Genomic DNA, 20,740 nt, shown 5'->3' with positions numbered 1-20,740 from the left:
ATTTTACTCAATTATGCTAAACAAAAAAACACTTATCACGCTGATAGCATCAGTCTGTGTTATCCTTCCTGTAGGATGTACATCACAAAATGAAATAGACGAAACAATCAATCCGATTGTAGAAAATACTGCTACCGGAGATGACATTATGTTTCTAAAGACAAATCCTACGACCATAACAAAATCCGACATAACAGCTGTATCAGATGAATTCAGAGACATTTTAGAGACTAAAAATAGTCTTCTTAGCCGTTCTGCAAATGAGTTGGAAGTTTATCATTTCGAAGACGCCACAGCTAAACGAGATGCATATGCTATTGCAAATCCTACATTTCCCAATTCTTGTATCATTGAATGCCAAAGTACCGAATCTAATGCATCGGTAATAATATCATTTGAACAAGTTTCTGACAATGAATTCATTGCACTTGATGAAGAGGGGAAAGTAATGCGATCATTTGTTTACGACCCTGAAACTCAAATCCTCTGGACCTCCAATGATCCAGAACGACAATTCTCTAAACAGGATCAATTCTTATGCAATACAATGTTTACCTCTTTAAACGTTTTAATTTGTGGCTCTCTATCGGTTACAACTTTAGGCGGCTCCCTACTTGTGGGACTTGGATGTCAAGTAGCTGCATATTATGTATGTGATTAAAAAATATGTTATGCCCAATTACACGACATAATTGGGCATAACATATTTTTATTTTTTCTATCTTTACAATAATTCAATTTTAATTTTCATTATTACATGTACAAATATAAATTCAGTTATCTTGGCTACGTTGCAATTAACTGGGTGCTGACAGTAGCGCTTCTGACAATGCGGGGGCTCGATACCGAGGCTGCCAAGGTGCAGGAGTGGCTTGAGGGCGCCATCATATTCTGGGGCGGAAGCATGGTGCTGTTTCTGTGGAGCAAGGTATTTGTAGCGGGCGATGATTACAAGGGTGTCGGCACACTGAATGCCCGTATCACTCGCGCTCTGACCTTTGCATTGGCCATCGCTGAAGCCGCGACGATTTATTATTCGATGTTCGGCCACGACGTGTTTTATTTGCCAGCTATGGCTCTGACATGCATATGGACGACAACATTCATCTATGCCGCCTGTTTCGGCAAGAAGTTCATATTAAGAACCTCTGCGACGTGACATGATGCGCAACAATATTGCGCAACGATTGAACGATACATTTCATACACCTAAATAATAAAGATTATGGAACACACCTTAAAAGACACATTAAAATACGCCTTCATCGGGGCTACTACCATGGGAGGCGCTTGCTATATTATGCTGTTTATCGGGATGTATGTAATCCATGGAAGAGTATTTACCGGGCTCGATGAGCCATCGTATTTCTATCCGCTATACATACTTTGGGTATGTATGGGAGGATATGCAGGAGTATGTTTTCGCAAACAGTATCTAACTCATATAATGGTCTTTATAAATGAGCATAAGGATTTGCCACACTCCACAGCAAAGAAATTTGCCAAAGAGAGTTTTAAGATACTATATGCCAAACAATTATTTCCGGTAGTTGCATGGTTTCCATTGGCATATTACTCCTTTGAAAGAGCGCTTCCAGATTCAATAGGCGATATTATATTCATCATCGCAATCGAACTGATTGCATTTAAGCTCTACCGGATAAAGAACAGATAAGCTGTCAGTAGACCATACTATATCATACACAAATCTAATGTTTTTCAGCATTTTTGCATAATATTTGCAGATATTTACCTATCTTTATGGAAATTTATCGCCATACGGTAGGGATTGCATGTAATTCAACATCCTCCGGCTACGTTGGTGGCAAATACATAGTAAGTAATAGAAATATTTCGCACAACCCATTAACAAATTTTACTTTTGATGAAGAAATCGATAATGTATTCAATAATCTATTTCGTGAGTCTGGCATGCTTGTCGTGGCTAATAGTCGAAGACTTCAAGTCTGATAATATAAGAAGGATAATAATATCATCGGCATCAATTATTATTGGCACCATCGCCTATATCCAATTGATGATGAAATGCAGGAAATGTTAAATCATCATATTATCCCTTATATATGCGAAACTATAAATTCAGCTTTCTTGGATACTTCGCCCTGAATGTGGCGCTTGTAATTGCTCTTTTGGTGATACGCGGACTTGATGTCGACGCCCCCGGTCTTCTCGGTATAATTGAACACAGTATCGTATTTTGGGGCGTCAGTATGGTATTGTTTCTGTGGAGCAAGGTGTTTAAAGTCACTGACGACTATACCGGTGTGGGCACTCTCAACGGCCATACCACCATATCGTTGGCGCTGGTGTTGGCGTTGGTCGAGTTTATGGCGGTGTATTATTCTATGTTCGGCCATGAGGCGCTCTATCATCCTACTATTGTTGGGCTTTGTGTATGGGTAGCATGCTTTTTGTCTTCAGTGTTTTACAGCAAGAATCTTATCAGCCGGCGTAAGGAGCACGCTTGATTGCGTGTCGCCGGGCTACGCCGGGCACGACGTGAGAATGGGAATTCCCCACCCTACGAACCGCTATGGCGGCTCTTGGGTGGGGCTAACGTTGTTGACGCCCCCAAAGGGGCTATGCGCTACGCGGGAGTTGCGGATGTGGGCAATTTGAATTGTGATGATATGTTTTGGCTGCGTTGGCATGCCGCGCGTTAGCGCATAGCCGCGCTTAGCGGCGTCCACAACGTTAGCCTATGGTAAGAGCCGCGCTTAGCGGTTCGCAACCATAGGTGGCTTAGCGGTTTTTGGGGAATGCCTGGCGTAGCCCGGCGACAAAACACCAACCATGCCATCCATAAAAACGACAACCCATGGCGACAACACACCACCCCATGCTCCGCCACAAAACATGCCGCAAATTAATTCGATATTGTCGGCCGGCGACGAATGCCGCGGGGTATGCGCTGAAAACGACGTCACCCATGATGCGTCGTGACGCATCATGGGTGACGTATGTATCAAATGGCGCGGCTACAGCGCCAATCAATAGGCAAACATGGGGTAGCCTTCCATCACGGAATTGACCTTCTCGCGCACTGCGGCAATCATCTTGGGGTCGTCGTGGTGGGTGAGCACGGTGTCAATCATCTCGACGATGTCGCCCATGAGGTCTTCCTTTGCGCCGCGTGTTGTGATGGCGGGGGTGCCGAGGCGGATACCGGATGTCTGGAAGGGTGAGCGGCTGTCGAATGGCACCATATTCTTGTTGGCGGTGATGTCGGCCTCTACGAGCACCTTCTCGGCCACCTTGCCGGTGAGGTCGGGGAACTTGGTGCGGAGGTCGACGAGCATGCAGTGGTTGTCGGTGCCGCCGGAGATAATCTTGTAGCCCTTGTCGATAAGGCCCTGGGCCATGACTGCGGCGTTTTTCTTCACCTGGGCCTGATAGTCGCGGTAGCTGGGCTGGAGAGCCTCGCCGAATGCCACAGCCTTGGCAGCGATGACATGTTCAAGCGGGCCGCCCTGCACACCGGGGAACACTGCGGAGTCGAGCAGAGCCGACATCTTGCGCACCTCGCCCTTGGGATTGGTCTTGCCCCAGGGATTCTCGAAATCCTTGCCGAGGAGGATGATGCCGCCGCGCGGGCCGCGGAGGGTCTTGTGGGTGGTAGAGGTGACGATGTGGGCATACTTCAGCGGATTGTCGAGCAGACCGGCGGCGATAAGTCCGGCGGGATGAGCCATGTCGACCATGAAGATGGCACCGATTTCGTCGGCCAGACGGCGCATGCGGGCATAGTCCCATTCGCGGCTGTAGGCGCTGGCACCACCGATGATGAGCTTCGGACGCTCGCGGCGTGCTACCTCCTCCATCTGTTCGTAGTCGACGAGGCCGGTATCTTCCTTAACGTTGTACTCAAGCGCCTGGAACATAAGGCCGGAGAAGTTGACGGGGCTTCCGTGGGAGAGGTGACCTCCATGCGAAAGGTTGAGGCCGAGGAACTTGTCGCCCGGCTTGAGGCATGCCATAAACACAGCCATGTTGGCCTGTGCTCCGGAGTGTGGCTGCACGTTGGCATATTCAGCGCCGAATATGCGCTTGATGCGGTCGATTGCGATGCTTTCAGCCTCGTCTACCACCTGGCATCCGCCATAGTAGCGGTGGCCGGGATAGCCCTCGGCATATTTGTTGGTAAGGCATGAGCCCATGGCCTGCATTACCTGGTCGCTGACAAAATTTTCAGAAGCAATCAGCTCGATGCCATGACGCTGGCGCTGGTGTTCGCGCTCAATGATGTCGAAGATGGCGTTGTCTCTTTCCATTTACGTTTATTGATGAATTTATTGTTTGATGAAATCTTTTTTGAATCTGAGTACTCGGAGAACTCAGAGTACTCGGAGTTCTCTGAGGGCTCCGAGCTTTCGGAGGCTCGGAGAGCTATCTCTTTTTCTGTCCCTTGACCGACCATCCGAAGCGTCCGAGGCAGCGGCCCAGCTCATAGTATCCGCCGTGGCTGTAGGCCATGAGGCCGGCCCGGGCAAGATCGAATGCTCCGGTGTCTGGGTCGATAAAGCGGTCGTCGGCAATCACTCCCGCCACATCGGCGATAAACATGTCGTGGCTGCCAAGTTCCATGACGTCGCGCACACGGCATTCGATGCTGAGCGGCGACTCTTCGATATAGGGGCATCGCACACTGACACCCTCTACGGGAGTCAGACCTGTCTCGGCCCACTTGTCGTAGTCGGCTCCGGAGCGTACTCCGGCCCAGTCGGTAGCGCGTGCCATGTCGGCTGTGGTAAGGTTGATGGTAAACTCCATCTCCTCCTTTATTATAGGATAGCTGTGGCGCGAGCGGCGCACAGATATATAGCACATCGGAGGCTCCGAGCATATGGTGCCTGTCCATGCCACGGTAAGCATGTTGTAGCGCTCCGGGGTATTGCCGCAGGTAACGAGAGCCGCAGGCACGGGATAAATCATGTTGCCCGGTTTCCAGACTTGCTTCATGAGGCCGATTATTTGATGTGGGCGTGGGAGGCGGCCACAGAGTGTCCGCAGTAGTAGCAGCGTATCACACGGTGGGCGGGATCGACGAGGTCGAAGCGTGTGCGCATCGGCTCGTTGTTGGTGATACACTTGGGATTATCGCACTTCACTATGCCCATTACGGTCGACGGTAGCTCGACATGGTATTTCTCTACCACCTCGAAGTCGCGTATGATATTTATTTTTGCCGTTGGGGCAATCAGGGCTATGCGGTTGAGCACATCCTCGGGAAAGAATGTGTCGGCCACCTTGATAATGCCTTTGGTGCCGAGCTTCTTTGAGTCGAGATTGTTGCCGATGGTCACATGCTTGTCAAGACGCTCTATGCCGAGGATTCTCACAGCCTCGAAGAGCACCGACGATGGTATACGGTCGATTACCGTGCCGTTGCGCAGAGCGGCTACGGCGAGTTCTTTTTTTGATGACATGGTGTGGTTCCGTATAGTGGTGGTTAATCTTCTTCAGGGATATCCATACCGAGGGCGCGGCAGATGATGGCCTGACGGGCAAACAGGCCGTTCTTTGCCTGCTGGAAGTAGTAGGCCTTGGGGCTGTCGTCGACATCCTGGTCGATTTCGTTGACGCGCGGCAGTGGATGTAGCACACGCAGATTCTCTTTGGAGCCTTCGAGCATGGCGGCGTTGAGATTGTAGAGATTTTTTACTTTCTCATACTCCATTATGTCGGTAAAGCGCTCGCGCTGCACGCGAGTCATGTATATTATGTCGCTTGAGTCGATTATCTCATTGGAGAAGTCGGTGCTCTCATTGTAGCGTATCCCCTTGTCGGTGCAGAACTGACGGTATTCCGGGGGCATCTGCAGCTCCTTGCATGCCACAAAATTGAATGTCGGGTTGAAATACTGCATGGCCTCGAGAAGAGAGTGCACGGTGCGTCCGTACTTGAGGTCGCCGACCAGCGTTATGGTAAGGTCGTCGATGCGCCCCTGTGTCTTGTATATTGAGTAGAGGTCGAGCATCGTCTGAGAAGGGTGCTGGTGGGCACCGTCGCCGGCATTGATAACGGGCACATCGGTAACCTCGGTGGCGTAGCGGGCCGCTCCCTCCAGATGGTGGCGCATGACAATGAGGTCGGCGTAGTTGCTCACCATCTTGATTGTATCCTTCAGGGTCTCACCCTTTGACGAGCTGGTAGTGGAAGCATCGGAGAATCCGATTACACGCCCTCCGAGGCGGTTTACGGCGGTTTCGAAACTTAGGCGCGTACGTGTCGACGGCTCAAAAAAGAGCGTCGCCACCACTTTGCCTTCAAGAATACGCTGGTTGGGGTGACTCTCGAAATAACGTGCCTGGCGCAAGAGACGCAGAATCTCCTCTTTAGTGATATCGGAGATGCTTACCAAACTGTTGGGATTCATAGTTGCAAGTGTTGGATTTTCCTCCCCGCAAATTTACTATAATCCATCGGCACTGCCAAATTTTCCACCATTCGGTTTGCGCCGGCTGTGATTCTTGTTTATTTTTTATTACTGTCCGCTAAACCATAAAAAGGCGAGTCCAACTTCCTGAACGGCAGAAGTTGGGCTTACTTTTTGTATTTGACAAGCCCCCTCAGCAGTTTTCAGGAACTTCGGGAGGCGATTCCGATGCTTCGGCGAGCATGATTTTCAGGTCTGCATCGGGCTGATTGAGGAACTTTTCGAGATTCAGGTAATACATCAGCACAATTCTGACGATTGTAGCCAGCCCGGAGAAGCTCCAACGTCTTTCGAGTTTGCTTTGAAGTACTGACAGCAGCAGATTTGCGATGAGTGTAACCCATATCTGGATTTTGATGGCGTTGGCGCTCTCGCCATAGAAGTATCTCAAGGGGAAGTTCTGTTTGATCTGCTTGAAAAGAGACTCTATCTGCCATCGGCGGCGGTATATCGCCACGATTGTCTCTGGCGGCATGTCGAAGTCGTTGGTCAGAAGCGATATGAGTTTTGGCTTCCCGTTCTTCTTGATGTCAACGTATGTAATTATTCTGGCGATGTGGTTTATGCCGTCTTTACGGAACACCACGACCTGTTCACGGTATTCCATCAGTCCCTGCGGGTTCTGATGCATACAGTCTACAAGTACCTCATAACTTAGGTTCTTCTTCATTTTGGTGACATATACAACGCCACGGTCCGTCAGTTCCTCGAATTTGGCATAATTGATATAGGCGCGGTCAAGAGCGACTATCTCGTTGTGGCTGTAATGGCTCGGAGCAAGCATGAAAGAGTCATTGGTCGCCGCCGAAGTGAACTGCACGTCGCAGGGGACGCCCTCGTTGGCATGTATTACCGAGTGTACCTTGATACCTCCCTTCTTCTTTCCGGTTTTGGGATGTCGGCCAACACCCTTGAAAATGGCGTTGGAGAACAATGTGATTGTAGTGGAATCGATAATCCTAAGCTGCTTTATCCACTCTTCCGTGCCGTTGCGTCTGCTGTCCGATGAAAGAATGTCTTTGTTGGCTGCATACAGGTCGCGATAGACATCCTCAAAGAACTTCTCTGACCGTCGGGCATTTGCATCCGACAGGGTGCTGCGCTTTGGTACAGTATCAATTCCGACATGGTGCAGTTTGCGAACCTCCGCTGTCATAGATGTCTCTATCTCACGCAATGAGTCGAAGCGCTGGATCACGGCATAGAGCATCGTAAGCAGATGCGTATAGCCGTCAAAGCTCTTTACATACTTCTCTCCGCCGTGTTTTCGGCTGAATTCAACAATTTTTTCACGATTGAGTGATTTTATCAGCTGTCCATATATCGGCTGTCCGAAGAAATTACTACTTTTACTCATGGTTATTCATGGATTGTTTGGCGACACCAAAATAACCATTTAGGGCTGACTCCTGCAATAGGTGTCAGCCCTAATTTTTCAATCGCTCAAAAAAAGTTTAGCGGACAGTAATATTTATTTTTGCGGAAACATATCATACGACATGGAAGGATACAGAGTAAAAGAATACAGAGTGCCGGTAAAGCGGTATGTGCGCACCCTCACCCTGCGCGACGACTCAGCACTGATAGCCGAATACCGTATGCGACACTCGCGTGGAGCTATATGGCAGGAGATACTCGACGGCATAAAGGCGGTGGGAATACTCGAAATGGAGATATACATCAGAGGCACTCTGCTGATAATGATACTTGAAGCGCCGGCCGACCTCGACCTTGACGCCGCCATGGAGCGTCTCGCCACACTTCCGCGCCAGCAGGAGTGGGAGGATTATATGGCCATATTCCAGCAGGCAGGCCCCGGAGCCACGTCGTCCGACAAATGGCAGCCGATGGAGCGAATGTTCCATCTGTACGACTGAAACACCGACGTTGATTTCGGAATATCTGTTAAAGATTTTCATAAGTGGGCGGGTTGTAGTAACTTTGCGCCGCATAGTATGCACTGCGTCCTCCGAAGCATATGATTGCTCTGCGGATAGCATCGCGGCATACGGCAAACCGATACAGAGATACAATTGGCACGCTCACATATTTACATCGGACTGTCTGTGATTGCCTGCGCATTGAGCGCAGTAGCTGCGTCGCGCCCTCAGCGTGCCGACGCATCGTTGCCTGTGCCACCGACTGTGGCCATGCCAGGCAGCCCGACCATACCCGACTCCGACGCAATAGCCGACATACTGAACACCCCGGTGCCGGATTCGACACTCGCAGTACCACTGCTGCAGCGCACTCTTATCAGCGACGTAGACTCCGACTCGCTCGCCGCAGCTGTGATGCCCGCCGGCATCGACACTCCGGCCCGCTCGCTGATACGCCGCGAGAAGGTCGACCTCGACAATGTGGTGAAATTCTCGGCAAAGGACTCCATGATAATGGAGGGTCGCAACTCGGCATATATGTATGGCGACGCCAAACTCGACTATGGCGACATGAAGCTCGAGGCCGAAAAGGTGTCGATGAACATGGCCAACAGCAATGTGTATGCCGTCGGTCTGCCCGACTCCACCGGCGAACTCATAGGCACCCCGGTATTCACCGACAAGAGCGGCGAGTATGAATCGGAGACCATGAGCTACAACTTCAAAAGCCAGCGCGGATTTATCACCAACGTAGTGACCGAGCAGGGCGAAGGATATCTCACCGGCGGACGTACAAAGAAGATGGAAAACGGAGAATACTTTCTGCAGAACGGACGCTACTCCACCTGCAACGACCACGACCATCCCCACTTCTATTTCCAGCTGACAAAAGCCAAGGTAAAGCCCAAGAGCAATATCGTGACCGGCCCGGCATATATGGTACTCGCCGGACTGCCGCTGCCGCTTGCGGTGCCCTTCGGCTACTTCCCGTTCTCCGAGAAATACTCATCCGGCATAATTTTCCCCACGTTCGGCGACGACTACAACCGCGGCTTCTATCTGAGCAACGGCGGATACTACTTCGCCATCAACGACAACATAGACCTGGCGCTTACAGGCGAGATATATACCAAAGGCTCATGGGGGCTCACGGCTCAGTCGAGCTATGTGAAGAGATACAAATACAACGGCTCGTTCAACATATCGTATCTCACCACGATATATGGCGAAAAAGGCAATCCAGACTACTCTAAGCAGACCAACTTCCAGGTGCTGTGGAACCACTCGCAGGACTCCAAGGCCAATCCCAACATGTCGCTGTCGGCATCGGTCAACTTTACCTCATCGGGCTACTCGCGCAACGACCTCAACAGCTACTACTCCCCCTCGTTCACCGAGAACACCAAGAGTTCGACGGTCAACATGACCTATCGTTTCCCCAACTCGAAATGGTCGCTGTCGACAACCGCCAACATAGCGCAGCGTACATCCGACTCCACGCTTACCGTATCGTTTCCCAACCTTACGGCCTCTATGTCGCAGATATACCCATTCAAGCGCAAGCGTGCGGTAGGCAAAGAGCGCTGGTACGAGAAAATCAAGCTGAGCTATAGCGGACAGTTCCAGAACTCGCTGACTGCCAAGCAGGATGTATTCTTCCAGAAGAGTCTCGTAAAGGACTGGCGCAACGGCGCCCGCCACTCGGTGCCCATATCCGCCACATTCAGCGTGTTCAAGTATCTCAACCTCACGCCCTCTCTGCAGATTAACGACCGAATGTACACCAACAAGGTACGCCGCCAGTGGGACCCCAATGCTTCGGCCGAAGTGTGCGACACGACCTACGGATTTTACAACGTGTGGGACTTCCAGGGCTCGCTCTCTCTCGACACAAAAATCTACGGCTTCTTCCAGCCTATGAAATTTCTCGGCGACAAGGTGAAGATGATACGCCACGTACTCACTCCCACTATCAGTTTCTCGGGAAATCCCGACTTCGGATCGCCATTCTTCGGATACTATGGCAAGTACCACTACATGAACTCGCAGGGAGAGATGGTCGAACGACAGTACTCGATGTTCCCCAACGCCGTGTTCGGTGTGCCAGGCACCGGACGGTCGGGTTCGGTGTCGCTGTCGCTCGCCAACAACCTCGAAATGAAAGTAAAGAGCGACGCCGACTCCACAGGCGAAAAGAAGATATCGCTTATCGAGAACTTCACCGTGTCGCAGAGCTACAACTTTGCAGCCGACTCGATGAACTGGAGTAATATCAACACCTCGCTGATGCTACGCCTGGTGAAGAACTTCAACCTCAACCTCAACGCCACCTGGGATGTCTACACCTACCAGCTGTCGCCGACCGGCACTCCCGTGCGCGTAAACGTTCCTCGCTGGAAAGTGGGAAAAGGGCTCGGACGTCTGTCGTCGACCGGCACCTCATTCTCCTACACATTCAACAACAATACCTTCAAGCGAGGAAAAGACAAAGACAAGAATAAAGACAAAAACCGTCGGCGTCGCGGCTCGGACGACGATGACTTCGATGAAGATTACGACGAAGAGGGCGACAACTTCGCCGGCAACAACGACCGCCGGCGTCGGCGCGGAAACGATGACGACAGCGTAGAGATGGGAGCCGACGGATATATGGACTGGAGTGTGCCCTGGAATCTTACATTCAACTATTCCGTCAACTACGGATACGGCACGTTCAACAAGAAAAAGATGGAATACGACGGGCGTATCACCCAGAACCTGTCGTTCTCAGGCAATATCCAGCCTACCAAAAACTGGAACTTCGGATTCTCGGCGTCGTACAATTTCGACACCCACAAGCTCGCCTACATGAACTGCAACATCTCGCGCGACCTTCACTGCTTCACGATGACAGCGAGCTTCGTTCCCGTAGGGCCATACAAAAGCTACAACTTCCATATATCGGTCAAGTCGTCGATGCTCTCCGACCTCAAGTACGACAAACGGTCGTCATACTCCAACGGCATCACATGGTATTGACGCCCGACTGACATCCCCCCTGATGTCAGGCACTCCGATTTTCATATGCCAAGGCATAACGTTTCATTTTTTTGTTATAACTTTGAGAAAACAACGACAAAGGCAGTATGAAACGTGTTCTCATCATTGGCGCGGGGGGCTTTATCGGCGGATTCATCGCCGAGGAAAGTCTGAGAAGGGGCTACGACACCTGGTGTGGCGTAAGACCATCGACATCGCGCCGGTTCCTATCCGACCCGCGGCTCCACTTCGTGGAACTCGACTACGACTCACCCTCGGCCATGGCGCGACAGCTTCGCGGCGCACTACCCGAAGGTGAGAAATGGGACTGGATTGTATACAATCTGGGCGCGACCAAAGTGATGGTCTACTCCGACTTCAACCGCATCAACTACCAGTATCTCAGACATACCATCGAAGCTCTGGAGACGGCGGCCATGATGCCAGCGCGCTTCCTGTATATGAGCAGTCTGAGCGCACTTGGCCCATGCGACGAGAAAAACTATGAACCTTACCGCGCGGGTATGATTCCCTGTCCCGACACCCGCTACGGCACCTCGAAGATAAAGGCCGAGACCGTATTGGAGACCACCCCCGGGCTCGACTGGATAATATTCCGCCCGACGGGGGTATACGGCCCACACGAGCAGGATTACCTGATGATGGTGAAATGTATCGACCGCCATTGGGACTTCGGAATTGGATTCCGCAAGCAACTGCTGACATTCATCTATGTTGAGGATCTCGCCACAGCCATCTTCGACGCTCTTGAGCGCGGAAAGACCGGCAAGAAGTACATTATCTCCGAGCCGAGAGCCTATACCCAGAAAGAATTCCGCAGGATTGTATCAGATGCGCTTGGAGGCAAATGGGTGATACCCGTGCGTCTTCCCCTCTGGATGGCCAAGGCGGCATCGGTAGTGGCCGAGAAATACGGCGTATTCCAGATGAAGCCATCGACCCTCAACACCGACAAATATAAGATAATGAAGCAGCGCAACTGGAATGCTGACCCGTCGGAGGCCCAAGCCGACTTCGGATTCGTGGCACGGCACTCCCTGCCGGAGGGGATACGTCTTACCGTCGAGGCCTACCGCCGCGATGTAGAGATTGCCCGCGCGGCGAAAAAGGCCGGGAAAGGAGGCAAGGAATGACACCCCCTAAACAGCGCCCTCCGGCATGGTTCACCATAGTTGTACTGGTGATGATGATTCCGATTTTTTTCTACATTCCTCTCGTTATCGGGATGTTTGACACCCCGGGGACATTTGAGCCGAACACAAAAGGCTTTGTTACCCTGTTTTTCCCGATTTACGCCCTGTTTTCCGGATGGCTTGCCTATCAGTGCTATCCCGAGCGCAAAGAAATAAGCTGGATTCTACTGGGGCTGCTGTTTATATTCTATGTCTATGGAGCAATATCTCAATTTATCATCGGGAGCACAATACCATAACGCGATATCAATAACATAAAAACAAATATATATGAGCGACAAATATCATCAGCCCATAGAGGCTTCGACTGTTACTATCGATGACGCCTCTGTAGCTGCGGCCGTCAACAAGATTCTTGACGAGCATTATCAGGAAAACTGCAATACAGAGGTGTACCGCACCCTGTTCAACTGTATCGACCTCACCACACTCGCGACTACCGACTCGCCGGCATCGGTGAGCGACTTTACCGAGAGAGTCAACTCGTTTGAGGATAAACATCCCGACCTTCCCAACGTTGCAGCCATCTGTGTGTATCCTAATTTCGCTCAGGTAGTACGCGCCGTGCTCGACGTAAGCTCGGTGCGCGTAGCCTGTGTGGCCGGAGCCTTTCCTTCCGGACAGTCATTCCCCGAAGTCAAGGTAGCCGAGACAGCCATGGCCGTATCGACCGGAGCCGATGAAATCGACATGGTGTTTCCCGTCGGCGACTATCTCGACGGTGACTGGGAAGCAGTAAGCGACGATATCGCAGAAATAAAGGCGGCCTGCGGAGAAGCCCACCTCAAGGTAATCCTCGAGACAGGCGCACTGAAGAGTGCCGAGCATATCCGCAACGCATCAATACTGTCTATGTACTCAGGCGCCGACTTTATCAAGACATCGACCGGAAAGGTATATCCCGGAGCATCGCTTGAAGCTGCATATGTAATGGCCCAGAGCATAAAGGAATATTACGAGAAGACCGGCCGCAAAGTCGGATTCAAGGCAGCCGGAGGCGTAGCCACCACGGAAGATGCCGTGAAGTATTACACTATTGTAAAGGAAATTCTCGGCGAGGAATGGATGAACAATACAACCTTCCGCCTCGGAGCGAGCCGTCTGGCCAACAACCTGCTAAGCGCACTACTCGGCAGCGAGACAAAACATTTCTAATGCGCCTATTGCCTCCGGAGGGGGCAATCCACACAAAGTTTGGAAGACACCCGGACTCCTAAGCCAAGGCTTCGTGCCTATTCATTGCCGATAGCGGCCGCCATAATACTGGTGGTGGCTGTCGGTGTATATTTTTTTATCGACCCGTCGTCATCGCCGGTATTTCCCAAATGTCCGTTCAAGGTGATGACCGGACTGCAATGTCCCGGATGCGGGTCGCAACGTGCCATCCACGCACTGCTTCATGGCGACATCCCCTCGGCATGGAGGTTCAATGCCCTGTTGGTCATTTCAGCCCCCGTGCTGGCGGTTATGCTGCCCGTACAGTTCATGCGTCGCAGACATCCGCAGCTATATCTCAAAGTATTCTGCACGGCCACAATATGGACCACATTTGCCGTAGTTACCGCATGGTGGATTGCCCGCAACGTCTGGGGCTGGTAATCTTACAGGCAAACTCCTACTGCTGCCTGTCGAGTGCACGACGGTAAGTATCCATTATCGAGTCGGCCATCGCACGATGGCTGAAACGTGCGGTATACTCTTGTCCGAGCCGTACTGTCTCAGCCCTCAGCGACGGATTTTCCATTATATTCATTGCCGCCTCGGCAAATCCGTCGACATCATCAGGATCAATATACACCGCACCCGGGCCTCCGGCCTCCTCAAGCACCGAACCCGTACATGCTATGACCGGGGTACCTGAGTTGATTGATTCGATTACCGGAAGTCCGAATCCCTCGAAACGCGACGTATAAGACGACACCGCGGCCATCTCGTATAATGCCGGCAGATGGTCAAACGGTATCCCTTCAAGACGGCGCACACGCGCGGACAGACCGTGTGCATCGGCGTAGCGGGCTATTTCATCGGCATAAGGGGTGGCGCCACCTACGATATAAAGCACTACATCGCGCGGCAACAGAGCAAGTGCCTTGACGGCAAGCAGCTGGTTCTTGCGCGATTCGACTGTGCCTACAGTGACTATATAGCGCTCAGGCAACTGATACTGTCGGTGCACATGCTTGAGTTTCTCCGGAGGTATAGCGGCTCCAAACTGCTCGTGACATCCCTGATATATCACATCTATTTTTTCGGCGGGAGTGCCGTAGTACTCCATTATGTCGCGTTTGGTACACTCGCTTATCGCAATCACACGGGTGGCATCGGCACATGCGCGCCGGAATTTGTAATCGTATATCCGACAGTCAATCGCCTTATAATATTCAGGATAACGCCGGAATATAAGATCATGGATAGTGACGACAGAGGCCATACCGCCCGAACGTATATTGAACGGCAGCTCGCCCGAAAGCCCGTGGAATATCTCGCATCCGTCGGCCCGGGCCTGCGAGGTCATGCCGTAGCTGCGCCATACGTGGCGGGCAAACCGTCCGAAAGCGGTAGCTGGAGTAAGAAGTTCCACATTGTGGTTGGCCAGTACAGGGGTCAGCCGCGGATTGGCCCGGCGCACAGGAGCATACAGCCGGTAACTGTTGGCCGGATAGTAGCGCGACAGAGAGTCGACAACAAGTCGTGAATAATTGCCTAGACCGGTGTTGTTCTGCACAGCGCGTTTGCCGTCAAATCCGATTATCATAACCTGGGTATTTTAAGAGCTTGTTTAAGTGCAATATGGGCATTCTTAGAGATTGTCTAAATTTATATGATACCGATTTTGAGAAGGATTGTCTGATGGATTTTTGCTTGTGATGAGGGAGTGTAGCCATAGCTACATGACCGAAGAATAAACAAAAAGACGCCGACAAGACTCTCAAAAGCAAAGTAATATGAATTTTAGACAATCTCTTAAAACTGCATATGGCTGAAGAGATGCCAGAGGGTGATTCCCGCGCTGACCGACACATTCAGCGAATGCTTTGAGCCGAACTGTGGTATCTCGATACAACAGTCGGCTGCATCGACCACTTCCTGATCGACACCCTTCACCTCATGTCCGGCAATGATGGCATAGGCCTGTCCGGGCTCCACGCTGAATTCCTGCAACGGGACACTGCCTTCTACCTGCTCAAGCACACATATGCGGTAGCCGAGGCCGCGCAGATGAGCCACAGCCTCAAGAGTGCTGTCGAAATGCATCCATGGCACCGAGTCCTCAGCCCCGAGCGCCGTCTTGTGTATCTCTACCGACGGCGGAGTGCCCGAGACACCACACAACATCACTGATGCCACGCGGAATGCGTCGCACGTGCGGAATATCGCACCGATATTGCTGAGACTCCTCACATTGTCGAGAACCATCACCAGCGGCAGTTTCTCCGCCTTGCGGCATTCCTCCACCGTCATACGATGCAGTTCCCAAATAGTCTTCTTCTTCATATGCGCAAAGTTAATAAACTTCCGCAAATAAACCTTAAATGCACCGTTCCATCCCCACCCCGGCTCCTAACCGGCGCGAAGAGCATGTTTAAACTCTAATGTCGGGATGCAGGAAAATCGGTGGAGGCGCCCCAGGTAGAGCGGTCGAGGTTGCGGTAGGAGATTGCCTCGGCCATGTGATGGACAAGGATGGGAGCTACGGCAGCCTCTTCGACGGGGAGCGACGAGGAGTAGTCGATATCGGCTATCGTGCGGGCTACCTTGCGAATGCGGTCGTAAGCCCGGGCCGACATATCGAAGCGCTTCATCGCGGTCTCGAGTACCCGCATGCATTCTTCGTCGAGCCGGCAGTATCTTTCAAGCAGCCGTGATGTCATCTGAGCGTTGCAGTGTACGCCTGCAATACCTTTATACCTGTGGCTCTGAATTGCTCTGGCCTTGATGACCCGAGCCCGTATGGTCTCGCTCGACTCGCCCGGAGCGGCGGACGACAGTTCCTCAAACGGCACAGGCATAATCTCAACCTGCAGGTCGATGCGGTCCATCAGCGGGCCTGATATGCGCCCGAGATATTTCGTCACGGCTCCCGGAGGGCATGTGCACTCCTTGCTAGGATGATTGTAGTAGCCGCATGGACAGGGATTCATGGAAGCCACAAGCATGAATCCGGCGGGATAGTCGATTGAATACCGTGCGCGAGCTATCGATATGTGGCCGTCCTCAAGCGGCTGGCGCATCACCTCAAGTACCTGCCGGGAAAATTCAGGGAACTCGTCAAGAAACAGCACGCCGTTGTGGGCAAGCGATATTTCGCCGGGTACAGGATAGGTGCCGCCACCTACAAGCGCCACAGGCGAGATGGTATGGTGTGGAGCACGGAAAGGGCGCGTGGTCATAAGCATCGAGCCACGCTTCAGCTTTCCTGCCACAGAGTGTATCTTAGTCGTCTCAAGGGCTTCCTGAAGTGTTAACGGCGGGAGTATAGAGGGCAGGCGCTTGGCCATCATCGACTTGCCGGCGCCTGGAGCACCGACAAGCAGTATGTTGTGTCCGCCGGCACATGCCACTTCAAAGGCCCGCTTTACATTCTCCTGTCCTTTAACCTCCGAAAAATCACAGTCGAAGTCAGACTGAGCTCGGCCAAACTCCTCGCGGGTATTGATTACCGTCGGCTCCAGATGGCATGAACCGTCGAAAAATCCCATCACCTCGCGCAAGTTCTCTACGCCGTAGACTTCAAGATTATTGACTACGGCAGCCTCCGTGACATTGGCCTTGGGCAGTATAAGTCCCTTGAAGCCGAGTTCGCGCGCCTTTATCGCCATAGGGAGAGCACCGCGTATAGGGAGCACCGAACCGTCGAGCGACATCTCGCCCATAATCATGTATCCGGCCATGCTTTCGCCTGACATCTGCTCGGATGCGGCAAGGATGCCGAGGGCTATCGGGAGGTCGTAGGCCGCGCCCTCCTTGCGGACATCGGCAGGCGACATATTGACTACCACAGCCCTATGGGGCCACTTCATGCCACACTGGGCCAAGGCGGTCTGTACGCGCTGAAAACTCTCTTTTACAGCAGTGTCGGGGAGTCCGACAAGGCTGAATCCGACGCCCTGATGCACCGACACCTCGATAGTGACCACTATCGCGTCGATGCCTTGCACGGCAGCTCCATAGGTCTTGATTAGCATGGCAAGAAAATGTTAACAGTCTTTATTATATGTTGCGCGCATGGATGCGTCGGCGCAGAGAGTCGACCGCAGCAGATATGTCCGATCCACGGTACACCTGCACTCCGAGGCTGTCGCACAGTATCCAGTAAGGCAGACGCGGGATATCCAGAGGAGCAAACGTCGGATTGGCCGGACCACCAGGCACCCACACCTGCGCCCAGGCTGTAGTATCGGCACGCCAGTTGCGCTTCCACACAGCAGTGTCCGGTGCCATAGATATCTCTACCACCCGAATGCGGCGCTTTGGCAGACTGTCGACAAGACGATGCATTACCGGCGTCACCATGTCGCGCCGTTCTCCAGGAGCTCCCGAGAAATACAGCATCGAATAGCTAGCACGCCCGGGATAGAAATTCTCATGCTTTCCCTGCGCGCTATAGAGATTGAACGAGCGCACTTTCTCCTCGATTGCAGCTGTATTAAGCCGTGATACCATACGACGGTAAGCCGACACGAGAGCGTCGGGACGTGCTTCCGGCGAAATCAGAGCAAATATGCTGTCTGCCCGCGACTCGCCGTCGACCGCGTAGTACTGTGTGAGCATCAGCGCCGCCGACTGTATATCGCCCTTGTGTGAGTCGACATAATCGAGAATCAGACGGTTGGCTCCGGCATGGTCGCTTGACCGGAGTTGCTCGTGGTTCTCGCGCAGAAACTTCGCCCACTCTTCTGTAGGTTTATTGCCTTTGACCTGAATATTGTAGGGGTTGTCGACGTCAAACACGCATTTAAGCGTCTGGCCGTTGCGCACAAGCATCCTGGCAATTAGGCGTCCGTCAGTAGTAGTCAGATGGGCGAGGGTATAGTCTTTCGAGGCACCCTCGGCCGAGAACTTACCGTCGATAGCCTGAATAGTCTCTGTATGCAGACCATTACCAGACTCATACATAAGCTGGAGGCCGCGAGTACCCAGCCCGTCTACCACCCCTTCCACACGGAAGCGGTCATCATCGCCGCATGCCCAAAGCATGCCGCACACTGTCAATATCAATAATATACGTATGTTGCGTACCATATCTGACAAAGATACAGAAAGTATAGCAAACTTATCAGATATCGGACCATTTTTTATATCACCGTCCATTTACATGCTGTTAGCATGCTGTTAGTACCAAAAATTTCTACTTTTGTAAAATCAACATGGCCTTAAAGTTTGTTAACTTTGTAGCCGACTTCAACTCAGCCACATCCACTACACTCACATTTATCCATTATCAACAGTGCCACGACGTCTTCTACATACCGTCTACATACTATTCCTGCTTGTCATATCAGGAATGCAGAGTGCCGATGCCCAGATAATCTCACCCTCGAAAGAGGATGTACTAAATGTCGACAGCGTAAAGCAGGCATTTGAGGACGCACCATATTTCAGCCTGTACAAGGACAATTACTTCATATTCGGTCCTTCAATAGGCCCAAGACCGACACGCACCAACACCAACGTGAAGTTTCAGATATCGGTAGCCCAACGCCTTACAAGAAGCACACTGCCGGGTGGCTCCTATCTGTACCTGTTCTATACACAGAAATGCTTCTGGAATGTGCTTGAGAAGTCGTTTCCGATGACCGACCTCAACTTCAATCCAGGCATAGGAATTACGCGCCCTATATTCGTAAAAAACCGGTTCATAGGAAAAATCACCCTTGTCCTTGAGCATGAAAGCAATGGCCGCGACTCCATACAGAGCCGTTCGTGGAACAAAATATCGCTTGCCGCCAACATGCTTATCGACCCCAAGATTATGATATACGGCAAGTTCTGGATACCGTTTATCGACGGGCAGAACAACCGCGACCTCCTCGACTATGTAGGAATATACTCATTCGGCATAAGCTACATGCCTTTCAACCACCGGTTTGCAGCCACACTGCTTGTCACCAAACGAAAAGGCTGGAACTTCAACTACAACACCATGTTTGAGATGAGCTACAAAATCGGGCGGCGCACCAACCAGTATCTGTTCCTCCAGTACTACAACGGCTACGGCGAGGGGCTGCTCGACTACAAGCAGTTTAAATCGCAACTCCGCGTCGGCTTCGTAATCCGCCCGCGATTCTTCAGCGACTATTAAGAACCTGTATTACAGCAAATCAAACAAACACCTAAGGTAGTTACATCCAATTGCTATCTTTTTATGTATTGACAGAAACGGAGTTCTGCAACACTGCATAAACTTTTATGTTGTCACAAATGAATACCGAACAATGAATATTATAATGTTGTTTTTTTGCGAAAACAATAGATTTAAATTATGACATTTGTGTTAACTATAATAGTAATTGCAATAGCGATGCTTACGCTACCCATAGGAAATTTGTACAAGGAAATACAACAAAAGAAAAACAATCCTAAATTCAATAATCAGGAATTTGTGCATAAATACACCCGTATCTTAAATATCATAACTATCTGTGCTGCTTTTATTACCTTATACTTATTATATTTTAACTAACTCTCTTATGAAAAATAAGAGAATATACGACGAACTCAGTGCGCCATTGCGATATTCTGAATAGCCATTCTACATATAAATAAATGATATCACTCTGAAGTTATATATTTAGCAAACTGGGAGAAACACACAACAAAATTATTGTTGGAAACAATTCTAATGAATGATTTGTTATCAAATTATAAATTTAATTATATCTTATTATGAAATTTTTTCGCTTTATTTCCATTGCTTAGTTTTATGCTTTGGGGATGACTTATTATCTACTTTCCCAGGTGTTGATGTTGCATATGAATTATTCACAGCCGGTTGTGATTTATATAATGCGATAAAGTTAGCATATGAGTATAATCAGTGTTGTTTAACAAGTATATCATAAGCATTTTAATCTCAATATATGGTAATATTTGCAATTGTATTAGCAACCATAGGACTAATAATCTTACCTCTTGGAAAAATCTATTTGAGCATTCAAAGGAAAAAGGAT

At 50.8% G+C, this 20,740-nt stretch carries 21 protein-coding genes; 12 read left to right on the top strand and 9 right to left on the bottom strand.

The window, feature by feature from the left end; translation table 11 throughout:
- Window positions 1–13: 13 nt before the first annotated feature.
- The 5 genes from ADH68_RS06255 to ADH68_RS13915 all read left to right on the top strand — a co-directional run bounded on the left by ADH68_RS06255 (window position 14) and on the right by ADH68_RS13915 (window position 2,964).
- A complete protein-coding gene (locus ADH68_RS06255) occupies window positions 14–661 on the top strand; it encodes a hypothetical protein (protein WP_068961556.1) in 648 nt (215 codons plus the stop codon).
- A gap of 96 nt (window positions 662–757) precedes the next feature.
- A complete protein-coding gene (locus ADH68_RS06250) occupies window positions 758–1,159 on the top strand; it encodes a hypothetical protein (RefSeq protein ID WP_068961557.1) in 402 nt (133 codons plus the stop codon).
- Between the two features lie 66 nt (window positions 1,160–1,225).
- Window positions 1,226–1,675 (top strand): hypothetical protein, encoded by a 450-nt coding sequence (locus ADH68_RS06245; RefSeq protein WP_068961558.1) that lies wholly within the window; start codon window positions 1,226–1,228, stop codon window positions 1,673–1,675.
- Window positions 1,676–2,084: 409 nt separating this feature from the next.
- On the top strand, window positions 2,085–2,489 hold the full coding sequence (locus ADH68_RS06240) for a hypothetical protein (RefSeq protein WP_068961559.1): 405 nt from the start codon (window positions 2,085–2,087) through the stop codon (window positions 2,487–2,489).
- Window positions 2,490–2,814: 325 nt separating this feature from the next.
- Window positions 2,815–2,964, top strand: coding sequence for a hypothetical protein (locus ADH68_RS13915; protein WP_157517408.1), 150 nt, complete (start codon window positions 2,815–2,817; stop codon window positions 2,962–2,964).
- Window positions 2,965–3,011: 47 nt separating this feature from the next.
- Here ADH68_RS13915 and glyA read toward each other — a convergent pair whose 3' ends face one another.
- The 5 genes from glyA to ADH68_RS06215 all read right to left on the bottom strand — a co-directional run bounded on the left by glyA (window position 3,012) and on the right by ADH68_RS06215 (window position 7,814).
- Window positions 3,012–4,292 (bottom strand): serine hydroxymethyltransferase, encoded by a 1,281-nt coding sequence (glyA, locus tag ADH68_RS06235; protein ID WP_068961560.1) that lies wholly within the window; start codon window positions 4,290–4,292, stop codon window positions 3,012–3,014.
- Window positions 4,293–4,407: 115 nt separating this feature from the next.
- The gene (locus ADH68_RS06230; protein ID WP_068961561.1) at window positions 4,408–4,980 is read right to left on the bottom strand and encodes a flavin reductase family protein; all 573 of its coding nucleotides are present in this window, start codon (window positions 4,978–4,980) and stop codon (window positions 4,408–4,410) included.
- An 8-nt stretch (window positions 4,981–4,988) separates the two neighbouring features.
- Window positions 4,989–5,447 carry an aspartate carbamoyltransferase regulatory subunit gene (locus ADH68_RS06225; protein ID WP_068961562.1) on the bottom strand — a complete coding sequence of 153 codons (459 nt, stop codon included), beginning with the start codon at window positions 5,445–5,447 and terminating at the stop codon, window positions 4,989–4,991.
- 23 nt (window positions 5,448–5,470) lie between these two features.
- Window positions 5,471–6,397, bottom strand: coding sequence for an aspartate carbamoyltransferase (pyrB, locus tag ADH68_RS06220; protein ID WP_068961563.1), 927 nt, complete (start codon window positions 6,395–6,397; stop codon window positions 5,471–5,473).
- A 193-nt stretch (window positions 6,398–6,590) separates the two neighbouring features.
- Entirely contained in the window at window positions 6,591–7,814 is a 1,224-nt protein-coding gene (locus ADH68_RS06215) for an IS4 family transposase (RefSeq protein WP_068960910.1), read from the bottom strand.
- Window positions 7,815–7,956: 142 nt separating this feature from the next.
- On the opposite strand from ADH68_RS06215, the gene ADH68_RS06210 reads away from it, so the two are divergent.
- The 6 genes from ADH68_RS06210 (at window position 7,957) to ADH68_RS06185 (ending at window position 14,168) form a co-directional block, all read left to right on the top strand.
- A complete protein-coding gene (locus ADH68_RS06210) occupies window positions 7,957–8,334 on the top strand; it encodes an L-rhamnose mutarotase (protein WP_068961564.1) in 378 nt (125 codons plus the stop codon).
- A gap of 156 nt (window positions 8,335–8,490) precedes the next feature.
- Window positions 8,491–11,355 carry a putative LPS assembly protein LptD gene (locus ADH68_RS06205; protein WP_088294790.1) on the top strand — a complete coding sequence of 955 codons (2,865 nt, stop codon included), beginning with the start codon at window positions 8,491–8,493 and terminating at the stop codon, window positions 11,353–11,355.
- Between the two features lie 107 nt (window positions 11,356–11,462).
- Window positions 11,463–12,509, top strand: coding sequence for an NAD-dependent epimerase/dehydratase family protein (locus ADH68_RS06200; protein WP_068961566.1), 1,047 nt, complete (start codon window positions 11,463–11,465; stop codon window positions 12,507–12,509).
- Window positions 12,506–12,808, top strand: coding sequence for a hypothetical protein (locus ADH68_RS06195; protein WP_068961567.1), 303 nt, complete (start codon window positions 12,506–12,508; stop codon window positions 12,806–12,808). Before ADH68_RS06200 ends, ADH68_RS06195 begins: the two co-directional genes overlap by 4 nt.
- 31 nt (window positions 12,809–12,839) lie before the next feature.
- Entirely contained in the window at window positions 12,840–13,724 is an 885-nt protein-coding gene (gene deoC, locus ADH68_RS06190; RefSeq protein WP_068961568.1) for a deoxyribose-phosphate aldolase, read from the top strand.
- Between the two features lie 39 nt (window positions 13,725–13,763).
- Window positions 13,764–14,168 carry a DUF2752 domain-containing protein gene (locus ADH68_RS06185; RefSeq protein WP_084274120.1) on the top strand — a complete coding sequence of 135 codons (405 nt, stop codon included), beginning with the start codon at window positions 13,764–13,766 and terminating at the stop codon, window positions 14,166–14,168.
- Between the two features lie 16 nt (window positions 14,169–14,184).
- On the opposite strand, the gene ADH68_RS06180 is transcribed toward ADH68_RS06185, so the two are convergent.
- From ADH68_RS06180 to ADH68_RS06165, 4 genes are all read right to left on the bottom strand, one after another.
- Window positions 14,185–15,324 carry a glycosyltransferase family 4 protein gene (locus ADH68_RS06180; protein WP_068961569.1) on the bottom strand — a complete coding sequence of 380 codons (1,140 nt, stop codon included), beginning with the start codon at window positions 15,322–15,324 and terminating at the stop codon, window positions 14,185–14,187.
- Window positions 15,325–15,533: 209 nt separating this feature from the next.
- Entirely contained in the window at window positions 15,534–16,064 is a 531-nt protein-coding gene (locus tag ADH68_RS06175) for an RNA methyltransferase (protein ID WP_068961570.1), read from the bottom strand.
- A 95-nt stretch (window positions 16,065–16,159) separates the two neighbouring features.
- Window positions 16,160–17,755 carry a YifB family Mg chelatase-like AAA ATPase gene (locus ADH68_RS06170; protein ID WP_068961571.1) on the bottom strand — a complete coding sequence of 532 codons (1,596 nt, stop codon included), beginning with the start codon at window positions 17,753–17,755 and terminating at the stop codon, window positions 16,160–16,162.
- Window positions 17,756–17,780: 25 nt separating this feature from the next.
- Window positions 17,781–18,812, bottom strand: a complete 1,032-nt coding sequence (locus tag ADH68_RS06165) for a DUF4369 domain-containing protein (protein ID WP_133165702.1) — start codon at window positions 18,810–18,812, stop codon at window positions 17,781–17,783.
- Window positions 18,813–19,017: 205 nt separating this feature from the next.
- On the opposite strand from ADH68_RS06165, the gene ADH68_RS06160 reads away from it, so the two are divergent.
- Complete coding sequence (locus ADH68_RS06160) at window positions 19,018–19,872, top strand: phospholipase A (RefSeq protein WP_232321388.1); 855 nt, start codon at window positions 19,018–19,020, stop codon at window positions 19,870–19,872.
- Window positions 19,873–20,740 lie beyond the last annotated feature (868 nt).

The organism is Muribaculum intestinale (assembly GCF_002201515.1).
Taxonomy (GTDB): Bacteria; Bacteroidota; Bacteroidia; order Bacteroidales; family Muribaculaceae; genus Muribaculum; species Muribaculum intestinale.
The sequence above is the reverse complement of the archived record's forward strand: the minus strand, read 5'-3'. Positions and strand labels throughout refer to the sequence as shown.